The sequence below is a fragment of the Oceanobacillus massiliensis str. N'diop genome (assembly GCF_000285495.1).
In the GTDB taxonomy this organism is placed as follows: Bacteria; Bacillota; Bacilli; order Bacillales; family Amphibacillaceae; genus Oceanobacillus; species Oceanobacillus massiliensis.
Genome location: NZ_HE610977.1, coordinates 611,018 through 631,113, shown reverse-complemented (window position 1 = coordinate 631,113; position 20,096 = coordinate 611,018). Strand labels below are relative to the sequence as shown.

21 protein-coding genes are annotated in these 20,096 nt (G+C 40.0%); 14 read left to right on the top strand and 7 right to left on the bottom strand.

All coding sequences use genetic code 11. The features are described from left to right. Positions 1–4 precede the first annotated feature (4 nt). Positions 5–331, bottom strand: coding sequence for a four-helix bundle copper-binding protein (locus OMHG_RS08660; protein ID WP_010650134.1), 327 nt, complete (start codon positions 329–331; stop codon positions 5–7). A 247-nt stretch (positions 332–578) separates the two neighbouring features. Beyond that, positions 579–800, bottom strand: a complete 222-nt coding sequence (locus tag OMHG_RS08655) for a hypothetical protein (protein ID WP_010650133.1) — start codon at positions 798–800, stop codon at positions 579–581. Positions 801–1,145: 345 nt separating this feature from the next. On the opposite strand from OMHG_RS08655, the gene OMHG_RS08650 reads away from it, so the two are divergent. The 11 genes from OMHG_RS08650 to OMHG_RS08600 all read left to right on the top strand — a co-directional run bounded on the left by OMHG_RS08650 (position 1,146) and on the right by OMHG_RS08600 (position 13,138). Beyond that, positions 1,146–1,448, top strand: a complete 303-nt coding sequence (locus OMHG_RS08650) for a metal-sensing transcriptional repressor (protein WP_010650132.1) — start codon at positions 1,146–1,148, stop codon at positions 1,446–1,448. A gap of 16 nt (positions 1,449–1,464) precedes the next feature. Then, positions 1,465–3,846 carry a heavy metal translocating P-type ATPase gene (locus tag OMHG_RS08645; RefSeq protein WP_010650131.1) on the top strand — a complete coding sequence of 794 codons (2,382 nt, stop codon included), beginning with the start codon at positions 1,465–1,467 and terminating at the stop codon, positions 3,844–3,846. Positions 3,847–3,876: 30 nt separating this feature from the next. Beyond that, on the top strand, positions 3,877–4,083 hold the full coding sequence (gene copZ, locus OMHG_RS08640) for a copper chaperone CopZ (RefSeq protein WP_010650130.1): 207 nt from the start codon (positions 3,877–3,879) through the stop codon (positions 4,081–4,083). Between the two features lie 246 nt (positions 4,084–4,329). After that, positions 4,330–4,557, top strand: coding sequence for a spore coat associated protein CotJA (locus OMHG_RS08635; protein WP_010650129.1), 228 nt, complete (start codon positions 4,330–4,332; stop codon positions 4,555–4,557). Next, positions 4,550–4,813 carry a spore coat protein CotJB gene (locus OMHG_RS08630; protein ID WP_010650128.1) on the top strand — a complete coding sequence of 88 codons (264 nt, stop codon included), beginning with the start codon at positions 4,550–4,552 and terminating at the stop codon, positions 4,811–4,813. The genes OMHG_RS08635 and OMHG_RS08630 overlap by 8 nt, the downstream gene beginning before the upstream one ends. Before the next feature lie 199 nt (positions 4,814–5,012). Further along, on the top strand, positions 5,013–5,582 hold the full coding sequence (locus OMHG_RS08625; protein ID WP_010650127.1) for a manganese catalase family protein: 570 nt from the start codon (positions 5,013–5,015) through the stop codon (positions 5,580–5,582). 584 nt (positions 5,583–6,166) lie between these two features. Continuing rightward, positions 6,167–7,399, top strand: coding sequence for an NAD-dependent epimerase/dehydratase family protein (locus OMHG_RS08620; protein ID WP_010650125.1), 1,233 nt, complete (start codon positions 6,167–6,169; stop codon positions 7,397–7,399). 309 nt (positions 7,400–7,708) lie between these two features. Next, positions 7,709–8,929, top strand: a complete 1,221-nt coding sequence (locus OMHG_RS08615; protein ID WP_010650124.1) for a metallophosphoesterase family protein — start codon at positions 7,709–7,711, stop codon at positions 8,927–8,929. A gap of 5 nt (positions 8,930–8,934) precedes the next feature. Next, positions 8,935–11,904, top strand: coding sequence for an ATP-binding protein (locus OMHG_RS08610; protein WP_010650123.1), 2,970 nt, complete (start codon positions 8,935–8,937; stop codon positions 11,902–11,904). Positions 11,905–11,928: 24 nt separating this feature from the next. Next, positions 11,929–12,876, top strand: a complete 948-nt coding sequence (gene yhaM / locus OMHG_RS08605; protein WP_010650122.1) for a 3'-5' exoribonuclease YhaM — start codon at positions 11,929–11,931, stop codon at positions 12,874–12,876. Positions 12,877–12,943: 67 nt separating this feature from the next. Beyond that, positions 12,944–13,138 carry a sporulation YhaL family protein gene (locus tag OMHG_RS08600; RefSeq protein WP_010650121.1) on the top strand — a complete coding sequence of 65 codons (195 nt, stop codon included), beginning with the start codon at positions 12,944–12,946 and terminating at the stop codon, positions 13,136–13,138. A 56-nt stretch (positions 13,139–13,194) separates the two neighbouring features. Here OMHG_RS08600 and OMHG_RS08595 read toward each other — a convergent pair whose 3' ends face one another. Together OMHG_RS08595 and OMHG_RS08585 are read right to left on the bottom strand one after the other, a co-directional pair. Then, positions 13,195–14,127, bottom strand: coding sequence for a peptidylprolyl isomerase (locus OMHG_RS08595; protein WP_010650120.1), 933 nt, complete (start codon positions 14,125–14,127; stop codon positions 13,195–13,197). Between the two features lie 439 nt (positions 14,128–14,566). Beyond that, positions 14,567–15,106, bottom strand: coding sequence for a DUF3267 domain-containing protein (locus OMHG_RS08585; RefSeq protein WP_010650118.1), 540 nt, complete (start codon positions 15,104–15,106; stop codon positions 14,567–14,569). Between the two features lie 186 nt (positions 15,107–15,292). On the opposite strand from OMHG_RS08585, the gene OMHG_RS08580 reads away from it, so the two are divergent. After that, a complete protein-coding gene (locus tag OMHG_RS08580) occupies positions 15,293–15,661 on the top strand; it encodes a DUF1878 family protein (protein WP_237566163.1) in 369 nt (122 codons plus the stop codon). 49 nt (positions 15,662–15,710) lie between these two features. Here the strand turns inward: OMHG_RS08580 and OMHG_RS08575 are convergent, their stop codons facing one another. The 3 genes from OMHG_RS08575 to OMHG_RS08565 form a co-directional block, all read right to left on the bottom strand. Then, positions 15,711–16,070 (bottom strand): YtxH domain-containing protein, encoded by a 360-nt coding sequence (locus OMHG_RS08575; protein WP_044476879.1) that lies wholly within the window; start codon positions 16,068–16,070, stop codon positions 15,711–15,713. A 190-nt stretch (positions 16,071–16,260) separates the two neighbouring features. After that, a complete protein-coding gene (locus tag OMHG_RS08570; protein WP_010650115.1) occupies positions 16,261–16,782 on the bottom strand; it encodes a tryptophan transporter in 522 nt (173 codons plus the stop codon). A gap of 166 nt (positions 16,783–16,948) precedes the next feature. Then, positions 16,949–17,374 (bottom strand): HIT family protein, encoded by a 426-nt coding sequence (locus tag OMHG_RS08565; RefSeq protein ID WP_010650114.1) that lies wholly within the window; start codon positions 17,372–17,374, stop codon positions 16,949–16,951. 727 nt (positions 17,375–18,101) lie between these two features. Here OMHG_RS08565 and OMHG_RS08555 point away from each other — a divergent pair. Together OMHG_RS08555 and OMHG_RS08550 are read left to right on the top strand one after the other, a co-directional pair. Beyond that, positions 18,102–18,848 carry an ABC transporter ATP-binding protein gene (locus OMHG_RS08555; RefSeq protein WP_010650112.1) on the top strand — a complete coding sequence of 249 codons (747 nt, stop codon included), beginning with the start codon at positions 18,102–18,104 and terminating at the stop codon, positions 18,846–18,848. Then, positions 18,841–20,055 carry an ABC transporter permease gene (locus OMHG_RS08550; protein ID WP_010650111.1) on the top strand — a complete coding sequence of 405 codons (1,215 nt, stop codon included), beginning with the start codon at positions 18,841–18,843 and terminating at the stop codon, positions 20,053–20,055. Before OMHG_RS08555 ends, OMHG_RS08550 begins: the two co-directional genes overlap by 8 nt. The last annotated feature ends 41 nt before the right edge of the window (positions 20,056–20,096 follow it).

Here is a 20,096-nt window from a genome sequence, read left to right as displayed (position 1 = left end):
ATTATTATGCCACACTTTTACAAGCTTCTGCACATTTGAAGCAGGCATCTGCGCATTTCTGACAATGCTCATGTTCATGCTTTTTGCATTCATTTCCGCATGCCTCACAAATAGTGGCACAAACTGAGGCTAACTCAGAGCCGAATGGAGTGTTTCGGGAAAGTGCCTGTTCCACATAATTGCAGATATCCGCACATTCCCTGTCCAAACGGATGCATTCAGCCATCATTTTAATATCATCCTCTTTTAGACAAGCATCAAAACAATGATTACATGCTGTCATACATTCATGTAAAGTCCCGATTAATTCCTTGTGCTGTTCATGCGCCATTCCTAAAAAACCTCCTGAATCTGTATATTTTGTCCTACATAGATACGTTACCCGCTGTGAAGTAAAATTAACCATATTGCTCGACCTGTTATTCTATTTTTTTTGCTTCATCCTCTCAGTTGATATAACTGCGACATAACAGCAACGGCCGATTTCCGCTCCGGACAGTCTCTTTCCGCGGCGGGCGCTCCCAGCTTCCTCGGAAGAAATCCACTTCCTGCGGGATCTTCAGCCGTTGCTTTTCCCGCTAGACCTCCTTGGCTTCTAACAACCATCTCAAATTATTTATGATTTTTTTTCTATAAAGAAGGCAGTCAGTAAATACGATAACTGCTCCGGCCGATTTCCGCTCCGGGCAGTCGCTTTCCGCGGGCACCGCTTCAGCTTCCTCAGAAGCAAGCCCGGCTTCTTGCGGGATCTTCAGCCGTTGCTTTTCCCGCTGGAGTCGACTGCCCTGCGCTACAATCAATCATCTTAATAATTGAATAACAGTAATTCTATTCAGAAAGCTAAATCTTAGCGGAGGAAATACACGGAGACTCCAGCGGGAAAGCGAAGACGCTAAGACCCCGCAGAGAGCGAACTTTGCGAGCGAGGAGGCTCAGCGCGAGCCCGCGGAAAGCGCAGTGTATTTCCGGAGCGCTCGGAGTGGAGATCGGTCGTTACTTCGCAGTTTATATTATTTGCCTAAAAATAATCCTTATTACAATGCTTTGATTTTGATATTAAATGTATCTTTCTCTTTCTAAGCATTTCTGTTGACTAGAAATACATTAGGGGGGTATAGTATAATCATAAGAAGGAAGTGAATAATATGGATGAATTTTTACATGAACACCCAGCAACTCCCAGAACAAAGGATGAAAAGCAGGCAGTCATCAACCGTTTGAAGCGAATAGAAGGCCAAGTTCGGGGTATTCAAAAAATGGTGGATGAAGACCGTTATTGTGTAGATATTTTAGTGCAGATCAGCGCTATCAATGCAGCGCTTAAAAAAGTGGGTTTTGAAGTTGCTGAACGACATATTAAACATTGCGTCAGTGATGCTGTGAAATCGGGGGAAGGATACGCAGCAATTGATGAACTGATGGGTGTAATGAAACAGTTTTCTAAATAGGAAAGGCGGATTCAAAATGAGTGCTTCTGAACATGCAACATTGGGTGTAACCGGGATGACCTGTGCCGCATGCTCCAACAGGATTGAAAAGGTGCTAAATAGGATGGACAGTGTTGAAGCACAAGTCAATCTAACGACAGAAAAGGCTACAGTTGATTATGATCCAGCAAAGACGTCCATCGAAGAAATCACCTCAAAAATAGAAAATATTGGATATGGGGTTTTAATTGAGAAGGCGGAGTTTGATATATTCGGAATGACCTGTGCTGCATGCTCCACGAGAATTGAGAAAGTGCTAAACAAACAGGATGGTGTCAGGCTGGCTACTGTCAATCTTGCAACGGAAAGTGCTGCCGTGGAATATAATCCGGGAATAATTGATGAAGCTGCAATCATTGATAGGATTCAGAAAATCGGCTATGACGCAAATCCTAAAACTGATAAAGACCAGAAGAAGACATATAAAGAGAAGCAGTTAAGTCAAATGAAAATAAAACTAATGATTTCAGCTGTCTTATCCTTACCGTTGTTGCTAACAATGGTTGTCCATTTATTAGGGAGAGATATACCGGCAATTTTCATGAATCCTTGGTTCCAATTTGCTTTGGCAACCCCGGTTCAATTTGTGATTGGATGGCAATTCTATGTTGGTGCATATAAGAACCTGAGAAATGGTGGAGCAAATATGGATGTCCTTGTTGCTATGGGGACAGGTGCTGCCTATTTTTACAGTTTATATGAAGCAATCAAAAGCATCGGTAATCCGGAATACATGCCGCATCTATATTTTGAAACGAGTGCCATTCTGATCACACTGATTTTAGTTGGTAAATATTTGGAAACACGGGCCAAAACGCAGACATCTGCTGCTATTTCCAAATTGCTTAACCTTCAGGCAAAACAGGCTCGTACCGTGAGAAATGGAGAGGAATTGATGATTCCGGTTGAAGAAGTGATTGCTGGTGACCTTCTTATTGTAAAGCCGGGAGAAAAGATACCTGTCGACGGTATTGTTACCAAAGGGAGAACTGCCATTGATGAATCGATGATAACCGGAGAATCGATTCCGATTGAAAAAGGCACCAATGCGCCGGTAATCGGGTCAACAATCAATAAGAATGGCTTGATTGAAATGGAAGCTACAAAGGTTGGGAAAGATACAGCACTTGCTTCCATTGTAAAAGCTGTTGAGAATGCCCAAGGATCAAAAGCACCGATCCAGCGCTTAGCTGATGTGATTTCCGGATATTTTGTTCCAATTGTCATCGGAATCGCAGTGTTGACATTTATTGTCTGGCTTGCTTTTGTCGAGCAAGGAGAATTTGAGCCAGCATTGGTGGCTGCAATAGCTGTACTTGTTATTGCTTGTCCATGTGCACTGGGACTGGCGACACCGACCTCCATCATGGTCGGAACTGGAAGAGCAGCCCAAAGCGGTATATTGTTCAAGGGCGGGGAGCATCTGGAACGGACCCATCAATTAAATGCAATTGTTCTGGATAAAACAGGAACAGTCACAAAGGGAAAACCAGAAGTAACGGACTTTACAGGCAACGAAGAAACACTTCAATTACTCGCCAGTGCGGAAAAGGGATCTGAGCACCCGCTTTCAGAAGCAATTGTGGCCTATGCACAAGATCAGAATATCGAATTTATCGCTGTAGATTCTTTTTCAGCACTACCGGGCAGGGGTATCGAAGCAACAATTTCTGGCAATCGTATTATTGTCGGCAATCGAAAATTGATGCGTGAAAACCAAATAAATGTTAATGCGGAACAGGAACTGGTTGATTTTGAATTAAAAGGAAAAACAGCAATGCTGATTGCAGTCAATGGAATATATAAAGGATCGGTAGCTGTAGCAGACAGGATTAAGGAAACTGCACCAGAAGCCATTCGACAGCTGAAAGAACAGGGGCTGCAAGTATTTATGCTGACTGGAGATAATGAACGTACTGCAAAAGCAATTGCCGATCAGGTTGGAATTGAGCAGGTAATGGCACAAGTATTACCCGAGCAAAAGGCAGATAAAGTGAAAGAAATCCAGCGGCAAGGTAAAATAGTAGCTATGGTGGGTGATGGGGTAAATGACGCACCTGCACTGGCGACAGCAGATATAGGGATAGCCATCGGAACTGGCACGGAAGTTGCGATTGAAGCAGCAGATGTCACAATTCTTGGTGGAGAGCTATTGCTTATACCAAAAGCAATTAAGATCAGTCATGCCACTATTAAAAATATTCGTCAGAACCTATTCTGGGCTTTCGGATATAATACTGCAGGAATTCCGATAGCTGCTTTAGGATTATTGGCGCCTTGGATTGCTGGTGGAGCCATGGCTTTAAGCTCAGTGAGTGTCGTTACAAACGCACTTCGGCTAAAGCGGGTTAAAATATAATCATCGTTGATTTTGAAGGAGGGATAAAGAATGAAAACTACTTTAAGTGTAATAGGAATGACTTGCGGGCATTGCAAAATGTCGGTGGAAGGTGCCCTGAATGAATTGAATGGCGTCAAAAGTGCTGAAGTGAATCTTGCTTCCGGTAAGGTTGACGTAACATATGATGAAGCAGAAGTAACATTGGATGCCATGCGTCTGGCTGTAGAAGAACAAGGCTATGATGTTGTAGCTTAATTAGGCTACAGAAAATAATGGAGTTTCAACAACTCTCAAATCAATCAGCACTGCGTTTGCAGTGCTTTTTTTTGTGATGAAATAAAAGTTGCACTGTTGTGTTTAATATAAAACGATGGCTTTGGTCAGATTCTCCTGGGAAATGAAGGGTGGTTGAAGTTGTATCAAACAGAAAGATTCAAGGAATAGAATTGGAATTAGGCACATATATATTGGAGATACGTTTGCATTAGAAAGGAGGATACTATGCCTACACAATATAAATATTGGGAGCCGTACATTAGTCCATTTGATCCTTGCAAGCCAATAAGAGTGAAGAGCTATTCCACTCCGCCGCAGCTGTATATGGGTTTCCAGCCACCGGGATTAGCACAATTCCAAACCGCAAAAGAAGCGCTTTATGCTGGCACACTCTGGCCGCAGCTTTATAGTCCATATCCCAATCCACAGCAAAGGGGGGATAATGATGAATAAGGAAATGCCACCTGAATTTTACGTGCTGCTTGAAGAGATCCAAGCAAATGATTTTGTCGTACTTGAATTAAACTTATACTTGGATACCCATCCCGACGATTACGAAGCCATAAAGCAGTTTAACGATCTTTCGAAAAGGAGTATGGAGTTAAAGATTCAATTTGAACAACAATTTGGTCCGCTTATGCACTTTGGAAAAAGTTTTTCCGGTTATCCTTGGAATTGGAATGATACACCGTGGCCGTGGCAGGTTTGATTCAACTTGTTTCTATTTAAGTTTCTATTTAATTTTCTACTTAAATGTTCTATTTGAATTTTTAATTCGAAGTTTTTATCTAAAGTTGCTGTTAAAAGTTTCTACCTAAATTCAAGTTTTTTGAAGTCTTCAAGTGAATTTATTAGTTTGTATTACTGATAATGTAAGGGAATGAAGTAACGGCGAGGGGGAAATGGGAATGTGGTATTATGAAAAAAAGCTCCAATATCCAGTTAGAGTAGGCACGTGCAATCCAATGCTGGCAAAGTTCCTAATTGAACAATATGGAGGTGCTGATGGAGAACTGGCCGCCGCTCTCAGATATCTGAATCAGCGGTATACCATTCCAGACAAGGTAGTAGGACTGTTAAATGATATTGGGACAGAAGAATTTGCCCATCTCGAGATGATAGCAACCATGGTTTATAAGCTGACCAAGGATGCTACCCCAGAACAGTTAAAAGCAGCAGGTCTTGGAGACCACTATGTCAATCATGATAAGGCGCTTTTCTATCATGATGCAGCTGGTGTTCCTTTCACAGCTTCGTACATTCAGGCCAAAGGTGACCCGATTGCAGATCTCTATGAGGATATTGCCGCTGAGGAGAAGGCCCGTGCAACCTATCAGTGGATTATAGATATGTCGGATGATCCGGACTTAAATGATGGTCTGAAATATCTAAGAGAAAGAGAGATTGTTCATTCACAGCGCTTTAGAGAAGCGGTAGAGATTCTGATAGAAGACAGAACAACAAAGAAAGTTTTCTAAGAATAGCGCCGATCTTGCTCTGCAGTCTATTCCATTAAACAATAACATCCTTTCCAAACCCACCTAGTAAAATTCCTCTCTTTATAGAAATATAGTAGCTTCGCTTTCCATTATGAAAATCCATAGCTTTATAGTGAATAACGATTGTGGAGTCTGTTTCCTCAATCGTTATTCATTTTTATTGATTGATAAACGTAAAATACGTTAAAGACAATTTTTTAGGCATTCAACTGATGGAATAGGAGGTGGCAGCAACGCATTACGGTAATCACTTTTCAACTGGGAATAAAATACTAATTTGGAAAACGTCAACAATACGAATAAGTTTTCATGAATACTGATTAACGTACGTATCCAGGGTATAGATGTTCTCCAAAAAAATTGCTAAGCCGGTGAAACAGGCTGATATTTTCGAAAAAGGCTATCGATTGTGTATAAACAAAACCAGTATCAAAAATCGCTGTTATGGTAAATTGTTGTTTTTATTTTATTATTCAAGTTATACTTTGAATATAATAAGAGTTGGTTCTCCTATACCTTCTTTAAAATTTGAAGATAGAATAACAGACAAAGGATGATAGAAATTGAACTTAGAAGATAAGAACTTTAAAAAAATTATTGTCTTAGGCGGGGATGGGTTTTGTGGATGGCCAACAAGTCTTCATCTTTCGAATGCGGGACATGAAGTTATTATCATTGATAATTTATCTCGACGCAATATTGATAATGAATTGGAAGCTGAATCATTAACACCAATTCAGCCAATCGGTACGAGATTAAGGGTATGGGAAGAGGTTTCCGGGAAGAAGATTGGTTACTATAATATCAATATTGCAGATGAATATGATCATTTATTGAAAGTATTGAAGGACGAGCAGCCTGACGTCATTATACACTTTGCCGAGCAGCGTTCTGCCCCGTATTCCATGAAATCGCCAAAGCATAAGCGTTATACGATTGATAATAATTTGAATGCGACACATAATGTGTTATGTGCCATTGTCGATTCTGGACTTGATATCCATCTTGTTCATTTAGGAACAATGGGAGTCTATGGTTATGGAACTGCTGGTATGAAGATTCCTGAGGGCTATCTTGACGTTGAAGTTAAGACAGAAACAGGAGAGAGGGTTGATCAGCAAATCCTTTATCCGACAAATCCTGGTTCAGTCTACCATATGACGAAGTCACAAGATCAGCTGCTCTTCCAATTCTATAATAAGAATGATAGCGTCAGAATCACAGATCTCCATCAAGGAATCGTTTGGGGAACGAATACGAAAGAAACTAAATTGGATGAAAGATTAATCAATCGCTTTGATTATGATGGTGATTATGGGACCGTATTAAATCGTTTTCTTATGCAGGCTGCAGTAGATCATCCAATTACCGTTCATGGAACAGGTGGACAGACTCGAGCGTTTATTCATATCCAAGACACGGTTCGCTGTATCCAGCTGGCGATTGAGAATCCCCCAAGCCGCGAGGATCGGGTGATGATATTTAACCAAATGACTGAAACCCATCGAGTCAATGATTTGGCCAAGCTTATCAGTGAGCTTACTGGTGGCGAGATAGCATATGTTTCTAATCCACGAAAAGAGTCTGCAGAAAATGAACTGCACGTTAAAAATGACCTCTTCTTATCAAAAGGTCTAGAACCGATTACGTTAAATGAAGGGTTGCTGCAGGAAGTTTCGAAGGTTGCAAAAAAATATGCCCATCGAGCAGACCATTCTAAAATTCCGGCGAAGAGCACGTGGACACAGGAACAACAGCCAGGTGTCCTTGTTGGAAGGTCTAAGGATTTGGTTTAATAGGTGGAAAAAATACAATAACCTAATAAGTGAAAAGGGCGACATCGATATCAATAGCGTATCGTTGTCGCCCTTTTTCGTTACCAGGAATGTTTACCGCTTGCCCACATAAGAGTCTTCCTGTTTCTATCAATTTTTGTATTTCGATTCCAGTTGCTGCCAAAGGGAGTAATGAAAGAATCATAGGAGATGGTTAGTATGTCGATTTTATACCTATATTAGGAAGTTTTTTTCTGATGTAGAACGTGCATTCTATTGTTTGCTTTGATAGAATGGAGATAAGTATCAAAAGGCAAGGGAGGGAATTATATGGCAGAGCAGGTTTCTTTTATCCATGCTGCTGATCTGCATCTGGACAGTCCGTTTAAAGGTATGGCACATGCCCCTGCATCCATTTTCCAGGAAATGAGGGAAAGTACGTTTATGGCCTTGGATCATCTGGTCGAGGCGGCTATTGACCGAAATGTCGACTTTTTAGTGATTGCCGGAGATTTATTCGATAACGAAAAGCAGAGCTTGAAAGCACAGATCCGGCTACGCAAATCTTTTGAAAGATTGCAGAAGCACGGGATTAATGTTTATTTGTCCTATGGAAATCACGATTACATAAAAGGAAATGTCCATCCGGTGGCATATCCAGATAATGTTTTTATATTTTCAGGTGAAAAGGTTAGTCATTTTACCTTTATGAAAGATGGCAAGGAATTAGCGCGGATTTATGGATTCAGCTATGAGAACCGGGCAGTTCTTGATAGGAAAGCTGCAGAATATAAAATATGCAATCCGCAGATACCATTTCATATTGCGATGCTGCATGGAAGTATTGTAAGCAATACCGAGCATGATGTATATGCACCATTTCAAATAAATGAACTGCTTAAGGAAAACTTCCATTATTGGGCGCTTGGGCATATCCATAAACGGGAGATTCTAAAGCAATCCCCACCAATTCTATATCCTGGTAACCTTCAAGGGCGGAACAGGAAGGAAACAGGTGAGAAGGGCTGCTATCATGTGATATTACGGGAGAATGAGACCAAGCTATCTTTCCTTCCTCTGCAGGCAATTCAGTTTCAGGCAATCGAAATCAGCGTCTCGGAATGCAAGCAAATACATGATCTGGAAAAATTCATCCTGAACGCTTTGGCAGAAGCGGATACTCCGCAGCTGTTGGATGTGACCTTGCGGAGCGAGTCCATACGGTTAAAAGAATGGGAGAACGAGAAACTGGTTGAAGATGTGATAGATCTTGTGAATGAAACTACAAGCAATCAGCAAAATTGGAAGTTTATCTTCAGAGTCTCCGTACATATAGATACCGACATTTATGGGCAGGAGCTTTTAAAAGAAACACATTTTATCGGAGAATTGTCACATCACTTTGAAAAGGAATCCATTCTCCCATTTGTCAGCGAGCTCTATCAGCATCGGCAGGCAAGGAAATATTTAAATGTACTGTCTGAAGAGGAAGAGCAAGAGATAAAAGAAGAAGCAAAGCAGCTTCTTGTCAATGAACTGCTGAAAGGGTGAAATAGTTGAAGATCCGAAGTGCAACGATAAATGGATTTGGAAAATGGGTTGATTATAACGTCGATTTTTCTCCGGAATCGGCAATATGCATTTATGGTGAAAACGAGTCAGGGAAAACTACCATTCAAAAGTTTATTCTATTTATGCTGTTTGGTCTTCCACCAAAACAGCGCAACTTCTACCGCCCTAAAACCAGCGGTAAGATGGGGGGAAGGATGACCCTTGATGACCCTGAAATTGGGGTTTTTAACATTGAGCGCTTTGACGAAGTCCAAAACGGCGCCGCCATATGCTTTACACGGGATGGAAATGTCCATGATGAGGCATGGCTGCAAAAAAGGTTGAACGGGATGACAGTCAAAACATACGAGTCTATCTTTTCCTTTTCTGCTTTAGATTTGGCGGATATTCGGACGATGAAGGACGAGGACTTAGGTGAAATCCTCCTTGGTATTGGATTAACTGGTTCAGCAAGTATTTATTCGATTGAAAAGCGCTTGGAGACACGGATTGGAGAGCTTTTTAAACCCAAAGGAAATAAACCTGCGATTAACCAGCAAATTAACGAACTGAAAACTATTTCTGCCTCCTTACAAAGCTTTCGCGAGACGGAAGCCTCTTACCGGGATAAGACGGAATCCATTGAGCTTTATGATCGTCAATTGACTGCCCTGCAATCAAATCTAAAAGACGAAAAAGCGAAGATGTTCGCCATCGACAAACAATTACAGGCGCTCCCGCTCATCCAGGAATACCATCAAATAGAAAATAGACTTGCTGGCTATCCGGAACAGATATCATTTCCGGAAAGTGGATTGGAACGTCTTGAGAAATGGAAAGAATTATTGTTGCCGCTGCAAAGTGAATGGAATATATTAGCGGAAAATGAAACGAAATACAACGGTAAGTTGGAAGCAGCTGAACATAGGCTGCTTTCCAAAGAAACCCAATTGGAAGCAGAGACCCTGCTGAATAACAAAGCGACGATTGACATGCAATTACAGGAACTTAATAGAATCCGAAATACAATCGATCACGAACAGCTCCAATTGAACGAAGAAGCAGACCGATTGAATATCGGATTGCAGTTAACGGAACTTGATAGGATTGAACTTCCTTTTTATCTGGAAAAAACCTGGAATAAGCTGAGGAATGAACATGAACAGCTTAAATTGGAAAAAGAACAAATCTCGAATGAAGAAAGTCAATTAAAGCAGCAGCGTAATTATATATTGAACCAAATGAAAGAAATAGAAGGTGGTCTTTTAACTGATGCCCAGGTTCGCGAGCTAAATGACAGAGTGAATGCATTCAATGAATATAGTTTACTTCAGAAAATGAAACGGGAATCGGATCAAGGAAAGAAGACATGGGTGAAAAAGAAAGCTGCAAGGAAAAAGGTTTCTTCAACCGTATTGGCAGGAAGTATTATTGCAGCCATTTGTTCAGGAGGAGCTGCAATTATTGCTGGTATTGGATGGCTATATGCTGTAATGATGCTCTTCATTGCAGCCGGCATGGCACAGTGGCTGTTGACAAAACATTCCGTAGACGAAATGGACGAACTGCTCCAAACGGATAGCAATCCCTTACCGATTGACGTAACAGAAGCTGAAAAAATGGAAGCTGAAAACCTTCTGGAGATGCATCGTACAAACAAAAATGAGCAGGCAGCATTTCAAGAACAGGAGAAGCTGAGCGGCATTCATTTCATTCAATGGAAAGAGAAGAAAAGGCAGCTTGATGAAAAAGAAAGGATACTCGAGCAACAGATACATCAGCAATATGACGCATATCCATTTTTAAAGAGGGTCGACATCGCCTACTGGCCGGAATTCTATCACAGCATGAAACAGATATTAAAAATGAACAACGATCGGCAGAAACATATAAGGGAAGCTGCTGAGATAGAGGGGCAGCTTGCTTCCTTTCGTTTAAAGGCAGAAGAGTTTATAGAGCGATCAGCTAGCCAGCAAAATGCTGCAGATTTGGATATGGATGCGATGCTGGACATTATTGCAAATATGGTTAAGTTACAATCAGAAAGACTTCAGGAACGCTCTAACTACCGGGAACAGCTAAACGAAATGGAAGAAAAAAGAGAAGAATTAAAGCAGAAAATAACTGCCTATGAAATGGAAGTCAGGCACTTATACACAATTGCAGAAGCAGAAACAGAAGATTTGTTTTATTACCGGGCAAAGCAATTTAATGAAAAGAGGGAATTACAGCTGGAGCTGAAAAAAACGGTTGATCAGCTGTTGAAAATATTACCAGAAGATAGTATGAAGGAGGCTCTTGAAAAGGCAGAAACAGAAGAAAATCTGCTTATGCGCCAAGAGTACACTGTAAAAGCAATAGAGGATTTGGAACACGAACTGGAAAAGGTGAGGGAAGAACTGGCATCGCTCAGGGCGAATCTTGCCGCAATGGAGTCATCTGATTCTTATTCCCAAAGCCTCCATCAATATGAAATGGCAACAGATCAGCTGCAGAAAACGGCCAGGGAATGGTCGATTTTAAAAACAGCCAAGGAAATGCTGAGCAAGACTAAGAAAGACTATCGAGATAAATATTTAACAAGAGTAATTGAAACAACAGAGAAATATTTTACGGAAATTACAGGGAACGTGTATCAGCATGTCTATCCACCAACCGAAAGCAATCCCTTTCAGGTAGAATCATATGAAAATCTGCGATACACTGTTAAAGAATTATCGCAGGGGACGATTGATCAGCTCTATGTTTCGCTAAGATTGGCAATCAGCGAAATAATGAGTAAGGAACATGGGCTGCCATTTATCATGGATGATGCATTTGTCCATTTTGATGCCGTTCGGATAAGCAGAATGATGAACATTCTAGGTCATGCTGCTGAAAAACAGCAGGTAATCTTATTTACTTGCAAAAAAGAAATTGCAGACGCTGCGTCAGGTATGGATCGTATTGATCTTCACGATATCATGCGTGTATAAACCATAAATTAGGGAGGGAAATAAATGAAAAAGGGAATCGGCTACAATTCTGTTGGAGATACATTTGATGACTTTCTATTGATCAAGGAATCTATGAAAGGTGTAGCAAGCAATGGTAAACCATTTCTGACCCTAATACTTCGTGATGCTACGGGAGAAATTGAAGCAAAGCTCTGGGATGCAACGAAAGAAGATGAATCGCTTTTCGTCCCTGAACAGATCATCAAGGTGACGGGGGAGATAAACCAGTTCAGGGGAAAGTCGCAGTTGAAGATTTTATCTCTGCGTCCTGCACAACCGACAGATGGGGTTCAGGTCTCTGACTTTGTTGAGAAAGCACCTGTTGAGATGTCCTATTTATCCGAAAAACTGACTGAAGCAATCTTTGAAATGGAAAATCCTAAAATCCAGCGACTTGTACGGGCATTCATTAAAAAATATCAAGAAGGGCTGCTCACCTATCCGGCGGCATCTAAAAATCATCACGAATATGCATCAGGACTGGCCCATCATATCGTCAGTATGCTGCAAATAGGAAGAGAACTGCATACACTATATCCACAGCTGAATAAAGATTTATTATATGCGGGAATCATTTTGCATGATCTCGGTAAGTTAAAAGAGCTTTCTGGAGTTGTCTCCACATCCTACACGCTTGAAGGGAAACTCCTTGGCCATATACCGATTATGGTAGAAGAAATCGGTGTGATGGCCGGAGACCTGCAAATTGAAGGCGAAGAAGTATTGATTCTTCAGCACCTTGTTTTGAGTCATCATGGAAAGGCAGAATGGGGGAGCCCGACCCCACCGTTAGTGCGTGAAGCAGAGCTGCTGCATTTTATCGATTTGATTGATGCAAAAATGAATATGCTCAATCGTGCTTTGGACAAAGTGAAGCCTGGCGAGTTCACAGATCGTTTATTTGCAATGGATAACCGCTCATTTTATAAGCCTTTATTCGAAGAAAATTAACCTCTAGTTATTTTCCCGGTTTTTGTTCATATATATGATAGAAAGGATTGGACAAGGGGGATAAATAATGGAAGCAATTCCTTTTTGGGTATTCGCTGTAATTATCCTGATTTTCCTTAGTGGGTATATGGCCTTTCGCGCAATGCTTGCAGAAAGGAAACTGGATCAGCAATTTATCGAACGAGAGGGGAAAATCTATCTGGAACGCATACAGGAAGCAAGGAAGAAGCGTGAAGCAAGTAAACAGCAGGAATCAAATTAAAAACAGGCTGTCAGGGAGTGATTCTCCTTGACAGCCTGTTTTATAGGCAGATGCTATTATTCTTGAGTCTCTTCTTCTTCGGTTGCAGGTTCATCTGCTGGTTGTTCTTCAGTTGCTTCTTCTGGAGCTTCTTCAGGTGCAAACATATCTTTATACTCTTCTATTTTAACATCTACATTTGCTTCTTCAATTAAGCTGTCAATTTTGCTTTGAGCATTCGTCATATCTACTTTAGATGCTGCAATATCACGTCTAAGCTCTTCTTTCACATCTTCATACTTCTCAATTTCTTCCTCGGTTTCACGCTTATCATTTACTTTAATAATGTGAAAACCATGTTCGGTAGCAACAGGGTCACTGATGGCACCAACTTCCATGCTGTACGCTGCTTCTTCAAATTCAGGCACCATGTCGCCAACTGTGAAATAACCAAGGTTTCCGCCATCCTGGGCAGATGAATCTGTAGAATACTCAGCAGCAAGTTCTGCAAAGTCTCCACCTTCGTCAAGCTTGGTTTTTACTTCTTTTGCGGTTTCCTCATCCGCAACTAAAATATGCTGTGCATCAATTTCAGTTCCCATACGGTCATAACGTTCTTTAATTTCCTCTTCTGAAACTTCCACGTCTTCTGTTAGTGCAGCTTCCTGCAGCAAGCTTATTTGGACAACTTCTCTGTATGCCTCTTCATCAGCGAATCCGCTTTGCTGAAGAACCATTTCAAATTGATCGCCGAATTGCTCCTTAGCGGCATTGACTTCTGCATCAATTTGCTCATCCGTTACTTCATAATTATCCTCAAGTACTTTAATGGTAACCATTTCTTCTAGAACAGCTTCACCATTACGGTCCTTTAACTCGTCATAAAATTCTTCTTTTGTTATGTCTCCTGCAGCTGTTTCCGCTACAACTTCTGAATCTGCATCTGAGTTACATGCAGCCAATGTAAATACGCCTGCTGTTAAGGTAGCAGCTAATGCCAATTTCTTCATATTCTATAAACACTCCTAATCTTTTGGTTACTTCTAGCTTTCACAATGATAAATATATCATACTTCATCCGATAAAAAATAGTGTTATGTAGAAAACCTATAAAATACCTTTAAACTGCCACATTTATTACACGCAGATAAGAACATACAAGCAATGCAACCATGATCATATTGATTACACGAAAGTTTTTAGCTTGTTTAGCTTTATCCAATTGCATTTTTATACAGAACGTTTTAGTAAGAAAATTAAATATCACCAGAACGATAAATGCAAATATCATGTAAAAAATCATCATGATACCAACCCCCTTCACTCCCATTGCTTTTCATATTCTATACTCTACCAAAAAGTCCTGCTTATGAACAGGCATATTCGATAAAATAAATGGAATGTGCTAATCGGAAGAATACGAAAAAGGAGACGGGCAAAAGCCGTCTCCTAGTTTTCTCTAAGAAGGATATCAAATCCATCATATACATTTTGTATATATGCTTTCTTTGGTGCCTTGATTACATGGATAACCAGTAGAAAGTCAATGTACGATATACCTATATGCATGCATGTCAGCAATAAGGTATAAACATAGAAATCGGTAAAAATGAAACTTGCAGCCAATCCCGGTATTGTCAGGAATAGCGTTGGAGCAAGTCCAACTAACAGCGATTCTACTTTTGTCAGATGTTTTTCGGTATGGTAGTTGAATGTTGGAAAAAGTTTATTTCTTGGTCTAAATGAAATTTTAATTCTTTTTTTCATGATAATCAGTGGTAAAATATTCATACATGAATGCAATAAGGGCAATAATAATAACACGTTAATAAATGGTAAACCATTCCCTGTCACATTGACTCCAGCATGGAAAAGGGAAAACGGAACAAATAATAGCATGAATGAGAGAATGCCAATCAGCAGGGATATTAAAATGAGACGATTACGGCCGATTTCTTTATTTATATTAATAGACTTCCAGCAATTCATTTTCGAATCACCTCACAGCTTTCATAAGATGTATTACATGCAGTAATAAGCACTTAGAGAATAATAGTATGTTTATGGATAAAAATCAATAGTTTTTGAAGTATTTATTTGTAAATTTTTTTACATGTCATTTTCCGTTGCTGTACAATAGAATTGCTATGATATGAAAAGTTTTTTTAGTGAGGGGTGCAACAATTGGAAGGATACGATCAAATGAATGGCGGAACTGCTTTTCACATTCAATTGCTTTCAAAAATTATCGATATGAATCAATACCCCTTGATTAAATTAATGATAGAAAAAAATATTTCACTTGAGGAGTATAATGAGCTGATGGAGATGCTGGAGAGGCTTAATGATACCTATGAGCTTCAGCAAGAGGAGGGATTATTGGATTTCACTTCGCTTTTAATCCATTTTGCAGGTATGCTGAATGAAAAACTTGATCCCAATCAAACGATTCGGGCATTAAGGAAAGAAGGATATTACACAAAATTAATGGAAGAGTTTATTCGTATAGTGGAAAAAGGGGAAACGAAGAACCGAAGGAAATAACTTCAGGAAGCAGTAAAAAAGAGCTTCGCGGGAAGCTCTTCTACAGCCATTATTGATTTTTCATTTTATCTTCAAGGTCCTTAAGGCTTGTTTCAATCTGTTCCAGTGACTGGTAAATGCTTTCTTGATGAGGTTCAACCGTTTCTTTCCAGTCCTCGACCGATTTCTTGATTTCTTCTGTTAGATCCTTCATTAAAACGGCACCTTCTTTAGAGGTCTTTTTAAGCTGATCCTTCAATCGTAAACCATCTTCTTTTAAAGTAAATAACAGATTTTTCAATTCCATTCCCTGGTCTCTGACACGGCCTCTTACCGCATATCCAGACTCAGGTGTGCTTAATAATGTAACTGCTGCTCCAACAGTACTTCCGACAAGCAGCCCTAATACTAATGATTTTCCTTTAGACATTGCAACGCGCTCCTTTCCTGCTTCTATTATATCATTTCCTCTTTTCATACTGTTATCAAACATAATTTTTGCAAAAACTGTCTTCCTATAAGTTTATTATAGAAAATCTTCCTGTATAATGCCATTATCATCCCTATATTCTAAGGCAAAAAATCCTCCGGCTAATCATGCCGGAGGATTGTCAATTAGATTAAGAAACTGTAATCGGTTTTGATCTCTTCATGATTCTTTGTACAATTGGATAGACAAGAATCATGATGATGGTGTTTACGATTGCAGCAGGCAATACGATTGTTGCGAATAAGACTAAAAATCCGCCTTCCATCAATCCTACGATATACAGTGCAACACTAAGAAAAATAGAGCCGCTGATCATTGTACCGACTGCAGTAAGTGCAGGGATACTTATGTTTGTAGTGATCTTGTCTCTTACCAGCAAAAATAATGCGAAAAACAACATTGCTGTGATGGGTTTATCTATCATATTGGCAATCTGTCCACCTGGTGCAGATGTTGTCAATGCGGAGATGAAGCCCGTTGCAAAAGAAAGAATAAGAACGTATTTCGCTTTTGGAAAGAGTAATATCCCCAAAAACATCATCGATAACAGCATATCTGGCTTAACTCCAAATAACATAGGTGGCACAACGGTATGCAGTACAGCACCAATCCCCACCAATAACGATAAAATAACCAAAATTCTAGTATTCATTTGTAAACTCTCCTCTACTCAGCTAATTATATTCCCAGCTGTACACTCGTTGTCAGCTGCGGAATGTTAGAAACATTATAACAGAAGAACCATGCAATCAAAAGCATTAATTTAGCTGCAGCAATCTGTTTGTGTCTCGGCTCTTCATTTTACGGCGATTTTTTATTCAGATGGCTGCATGAATTTCCTTGGCAATCGTCTGCAGTTCCTCTGAAGTATAATTGTCTGTATGTACAGTCCAGTTTGGTGTATAGCCATCACCTTCGCCATATCGCGGAATAAGATGGATGTGCAGATGGAAAACAGATTGCTCTGCAGCAGCTTCGTTGTTATTCAATAGGTTCATCCCCAGCGGGCTATAGGTCTTTTTAATCGCATTGGCAATGACTGGAACCCTGGCAAATAATTCCTTTGCCGCTTCAGGTGTTGTCTCATAAATGTTTTTCATGTGGTTTTTTGGAATAATAAGCGTGTGTCCCTTTGTTACCTGGCTGATATCCAAGAATGCATATACCTGTTCATCTTCATATACCTTTGCAGAAGGTATATCCCCGTTAATAATCTTACAGAAAATACAATCCTCATGTCCCATCCCAATCGACTCTCCTTCAATCATTTATTCATATTGTATAAATGTTAGGACGGAAAAGTAAAGCAATTCCTCTAAGAAAAGCGGTAATGGCTTAAAAATGAGGGAAGGGTGTTCTTTTTAACTGGTGAACATGAAGAAACAGGTCAGATCCGCGGGGAGCGAATCTGCCTGCTTTAAGAAGAAAGAGGATGTCTGCACGAATGCATGGACTCGTAAGTCAATTTGTAAATCATGTTGTGGATGAAGCTTTTCATCATTTACAAAACCGTTATACCAATTATCCATTTCAGAAGAAGTGGATCTTGGTAAGAAGGTTTTATCTCATTAATAGCCCAACACTAACACCCCATCTTGTTTATTACGAAATTCAGAACAATTATCGAACACTAACACCTCATTTTGTGTTTATTACACGAAATTACATTAGATATTCGATCGCTGACACCTCATTTGCGTTTGACAAGATTTTTGTTGATGTGAGACACCCTCGTTTCTTCCTTTCTATTTTGTTCCGAAATGAAAGGCTTATACATGGAAAATTTCCGAAATGAAATGTAGAGTTGGCTTTGGTTTATCAGGCAGGTTAAATACTGATTTCAGAAAAGATCACTGTTGTCCATTATTCGACATCGGGTGTCACTTTCTGCTGAAAACTTAATTTCAGTTTGACTTTGGCAATGCTCCCCAATAATGATAAAATTAAATTTAATAATGAGGAGGGACTTTTGTGGAACCATTATTACATATTGATGACCTGCATGGCGGGTATACACATAAAAATGTACTGCATGGCATTTCCTTTAATGTACAGCCAAAGGAGATAGTTGGGCTGATCGGCCTTAATGGTGCTGGAAAAAGTACAACCATTAAACATATCATCGGTCTCATGCAGCCGAAAAAAGGATTGGTCAGAGTAAACGGGAAGTCCTTTAAGGAAAATCCAGAAACATATCGTAACCAGCTTGCCTACATTCCAGAAATGCCGATACTGTATGATGAGTTAACACTATATGAACACCTTCATTTGACTGCAACAGCCTATGGTTTGTCGGAGGAAGACTTTGAGAAGCGGCTGCCTCCCTTGTTAAAGGAATTCCGTCTCGAAAAAAAGTTAAACTGGTTTCCGGTTCACTTTTCTAAAGGCATGCGCCAAAAAGTGATGATTATGTGTGCGTTTTTGATTGAGCCTCCACTCTATATTGTGGACGAACCGTTTGTTGGACTGGATCCGCTGGGCATTCAATCCTATCTGCAATTAATGGACGGAATGAAAAGCAATGGCTCCGGTGTACTGATGTCCACTCATATCCTAGCTACTGCGGAGCGCTATTGTGATCGCTTTGTAATCCTGCATGACGGGAAGATCAGAGCAATCGGTACACTGGAAGAATTGAGGGAGAGCTTCCAGATGCCCGGTTCGACCCTGGATGATCTCTATGTCCAGTTAACAAAGGAAGAAGATAGCCATGTTTGATTCACAGGAATTTTATAAACAGCGGCTATCGTCTCATCTCAAGGAGACAAGCCGTTATTTAAAGTACATCTTTAATGGTCATATGGCATTTGCAATCCTTTTTTTTATCTCTGCATTAGCCTATTATTATCAGCAATGGCTCACAGAGCTGCCTGACAATTTTCCGACTGCACTTCTCATAGGGGTTACTTTTGGACTTATTGTGAGCTACAGTCCGGTAAGAACACTTTTAAAGGAACCTGACCTTGTTTTTATCATTGTGGCGGAAAGTAAAATGGGACCATATTTCCGTAATACGATCATTTACAGTTTCTTCATCCAACTTTATCTCGTGTTACTGTTTACGGCTGCTTTCGGCCCATTATACTTTGCATCTTACCCGGACAGGCAGGGAAATGTCTATTTACTGACCCTTGTACTGCTGCTCGTCTTTAAAGTTGCGAACTTATTGGCTAGCTGGTGGATGCTTAAGGTAAGGGAGACGGCACTCAGAAATACAGACCTCCTAATCCGTACCATCTTAAATATGGCTGTATTTTACTTTATCATTAAGGGAGAAATGATGTTTGCAGGAATAACCTCTGTATTATTTGTGATCGTATTCCTTTATGATTATTATTTTTCTGGGAAACAATCCGGCATCGTCTGGGATTTACTCGTGGAGAAAGATCAAAACCGGATGCAGGCGTTTTATCGACTGGCTAATATGTTTGCCGATGTTCCGCATCTGAAAAATCGAGTAAAGAAGCGACAATGGCTCGTGAATATTTTCAGCAAAAGCCTGCCGTTTGAAAAGAAAGCGACCTATGATTATTTATTCCGCATTTCCTTTATCAGAAGCGGGGATTACTTGGGAATGTATGTCAGACTCATTGTCCTCGGAGGATTATTTATTTATTTCATTCCGAATTTATGGATGAAACTTTTATTTGCCATTCTGTTTCTTTACTTGAGCACGTTCCAGATGATGGCACTTTATCAGCACCATCGGACAAATATTTGGCTTGATCTATATCCTGTCAAGATGGAATATAGGAAGCAGGCTGTCCTAAAAATCATTTATCAGCTCAGTATTACGCAAACAATCCTATTCTCCATTATTTTTATATTATTAAGAGAATACGTTGGATTTTTTATGGTACTTCCCGCAGGGCTGCTATTTACCTTTGTCTTCGTAAACGGCTATATTAAACCAAGATTAAAATAGGAAAGAGGCTGAACATGTGGTTTTAGCCCAAAAAAAAATCC

Bases quoted from the DNA above. Each gene is read 5' to 3' on its own strand.
- OMHG_RS08585 (WP_010650118.1), bottom strand. From the start codon at position 15,106: ATGAATTGCTGGAAGTCTATTAATATAAATAAAGAAATCGGCCGTAAT.
- OMHG_RS08565 (WP_010650114.1), bottom strand. From the start codon at position 17,374: ATGGGACATGAGGATTGTATTTTCTGTAAGATTATTAACGGGGATATA.
- OMHG_RS08595 (WP_010650120.1), bottom strand. From the start codon at position 14,127: ATGAAGAAATTGGCATTAGCTGCTACCTTAACAGCAGGCGTATTTACA.
- OMHG_RS08600 (WP_010650121.1), top strand. From the start codon at position 12,944: ATGGAAGCAATTCCTTTTTGGGTATTCGCTGTAATTATCCTGATTTTC.
- OMHG_RS08645 (WP_010650131.1), top strand. From the start codon at position 1,465: ATGAGTGCTTCTGAACATGCAACATTGGGTGTAACCGGGATGACCTGT.
- OMHG_RS08550 (WP_010650111.1), top strand. From the start codon at position 18,841: ATGTTTGATTCACAGGAATTTTATAAACAGCGGCTATCGTCTCATCTC.
- copZ (WP_010650130.1), top strand. From the start codon at position 3,877: ATGAAAACTACTTTAAGTGTAATAGGAATGACTTGCGGGCATTGCAAA.
- OMHG_RS08625 (WP_010650127.1), top strand. From the start codon at position 5,013: ATGTGGTATTATGAAAAAAAGCTCCAATATCCAGTTAGAGTAGGCACG.
- OMHG_RS08615 (WP_010650124.1), top strand. From the start codon at position 7,709: ATGGCAGAGCAGGTTTCTTTTATCCATGCTGCTGATCTGCATCTGGAC.
- OMHG_RS08650 (WP_010650132.1), top strand. From the start codon at position 1,146: ATGGATGAATTTTTACATGAACACCCAGCAACTCCCAGAACAAAGGAT.
- OMHG_RS08575 (WP_044476879.1), bottom strand. From the start codon at position 16,070: ATGTCTAAAGGAAAATCATTAGTATTAGGGCTGCTTGTCGGAAGTACT.
- OMHG_RS08630 (WP_010650128.1), top strand. From the start codon at position 4,550: ATGAATAAGGAAATGCCACCTGAATTTTACGTGCTGCTTGAAGAGATC.
- OMHG_RS08635 (WP_010650129.1), top strand. From the start codon at position 4,330: ATGCCTACACAATATAAATATTGGGAGCCGTACATTAGTCCATTTGAT.
- yhaM (WP_010650122.1), top strand. From the start codon at position 11,929: ATGAAAAAGGGAATCGGCTACAATTCTGTTGGAGATACATTTGATGAC.
- OMHG_RS08570 (WP_010650115.1), bottom strand. From the start codon at position 16,782: ATGAATACTAGAATTTTGGTTATTTTATCGTTATTGGTGGGGATTGGT.
- OMHG_RS08660 (WP_010650134.1), bottom strand. From the start codon at position 331: ATGGCGCATGAACAGCACAAGGAATTAATCGGGACTTTACATGAATGT.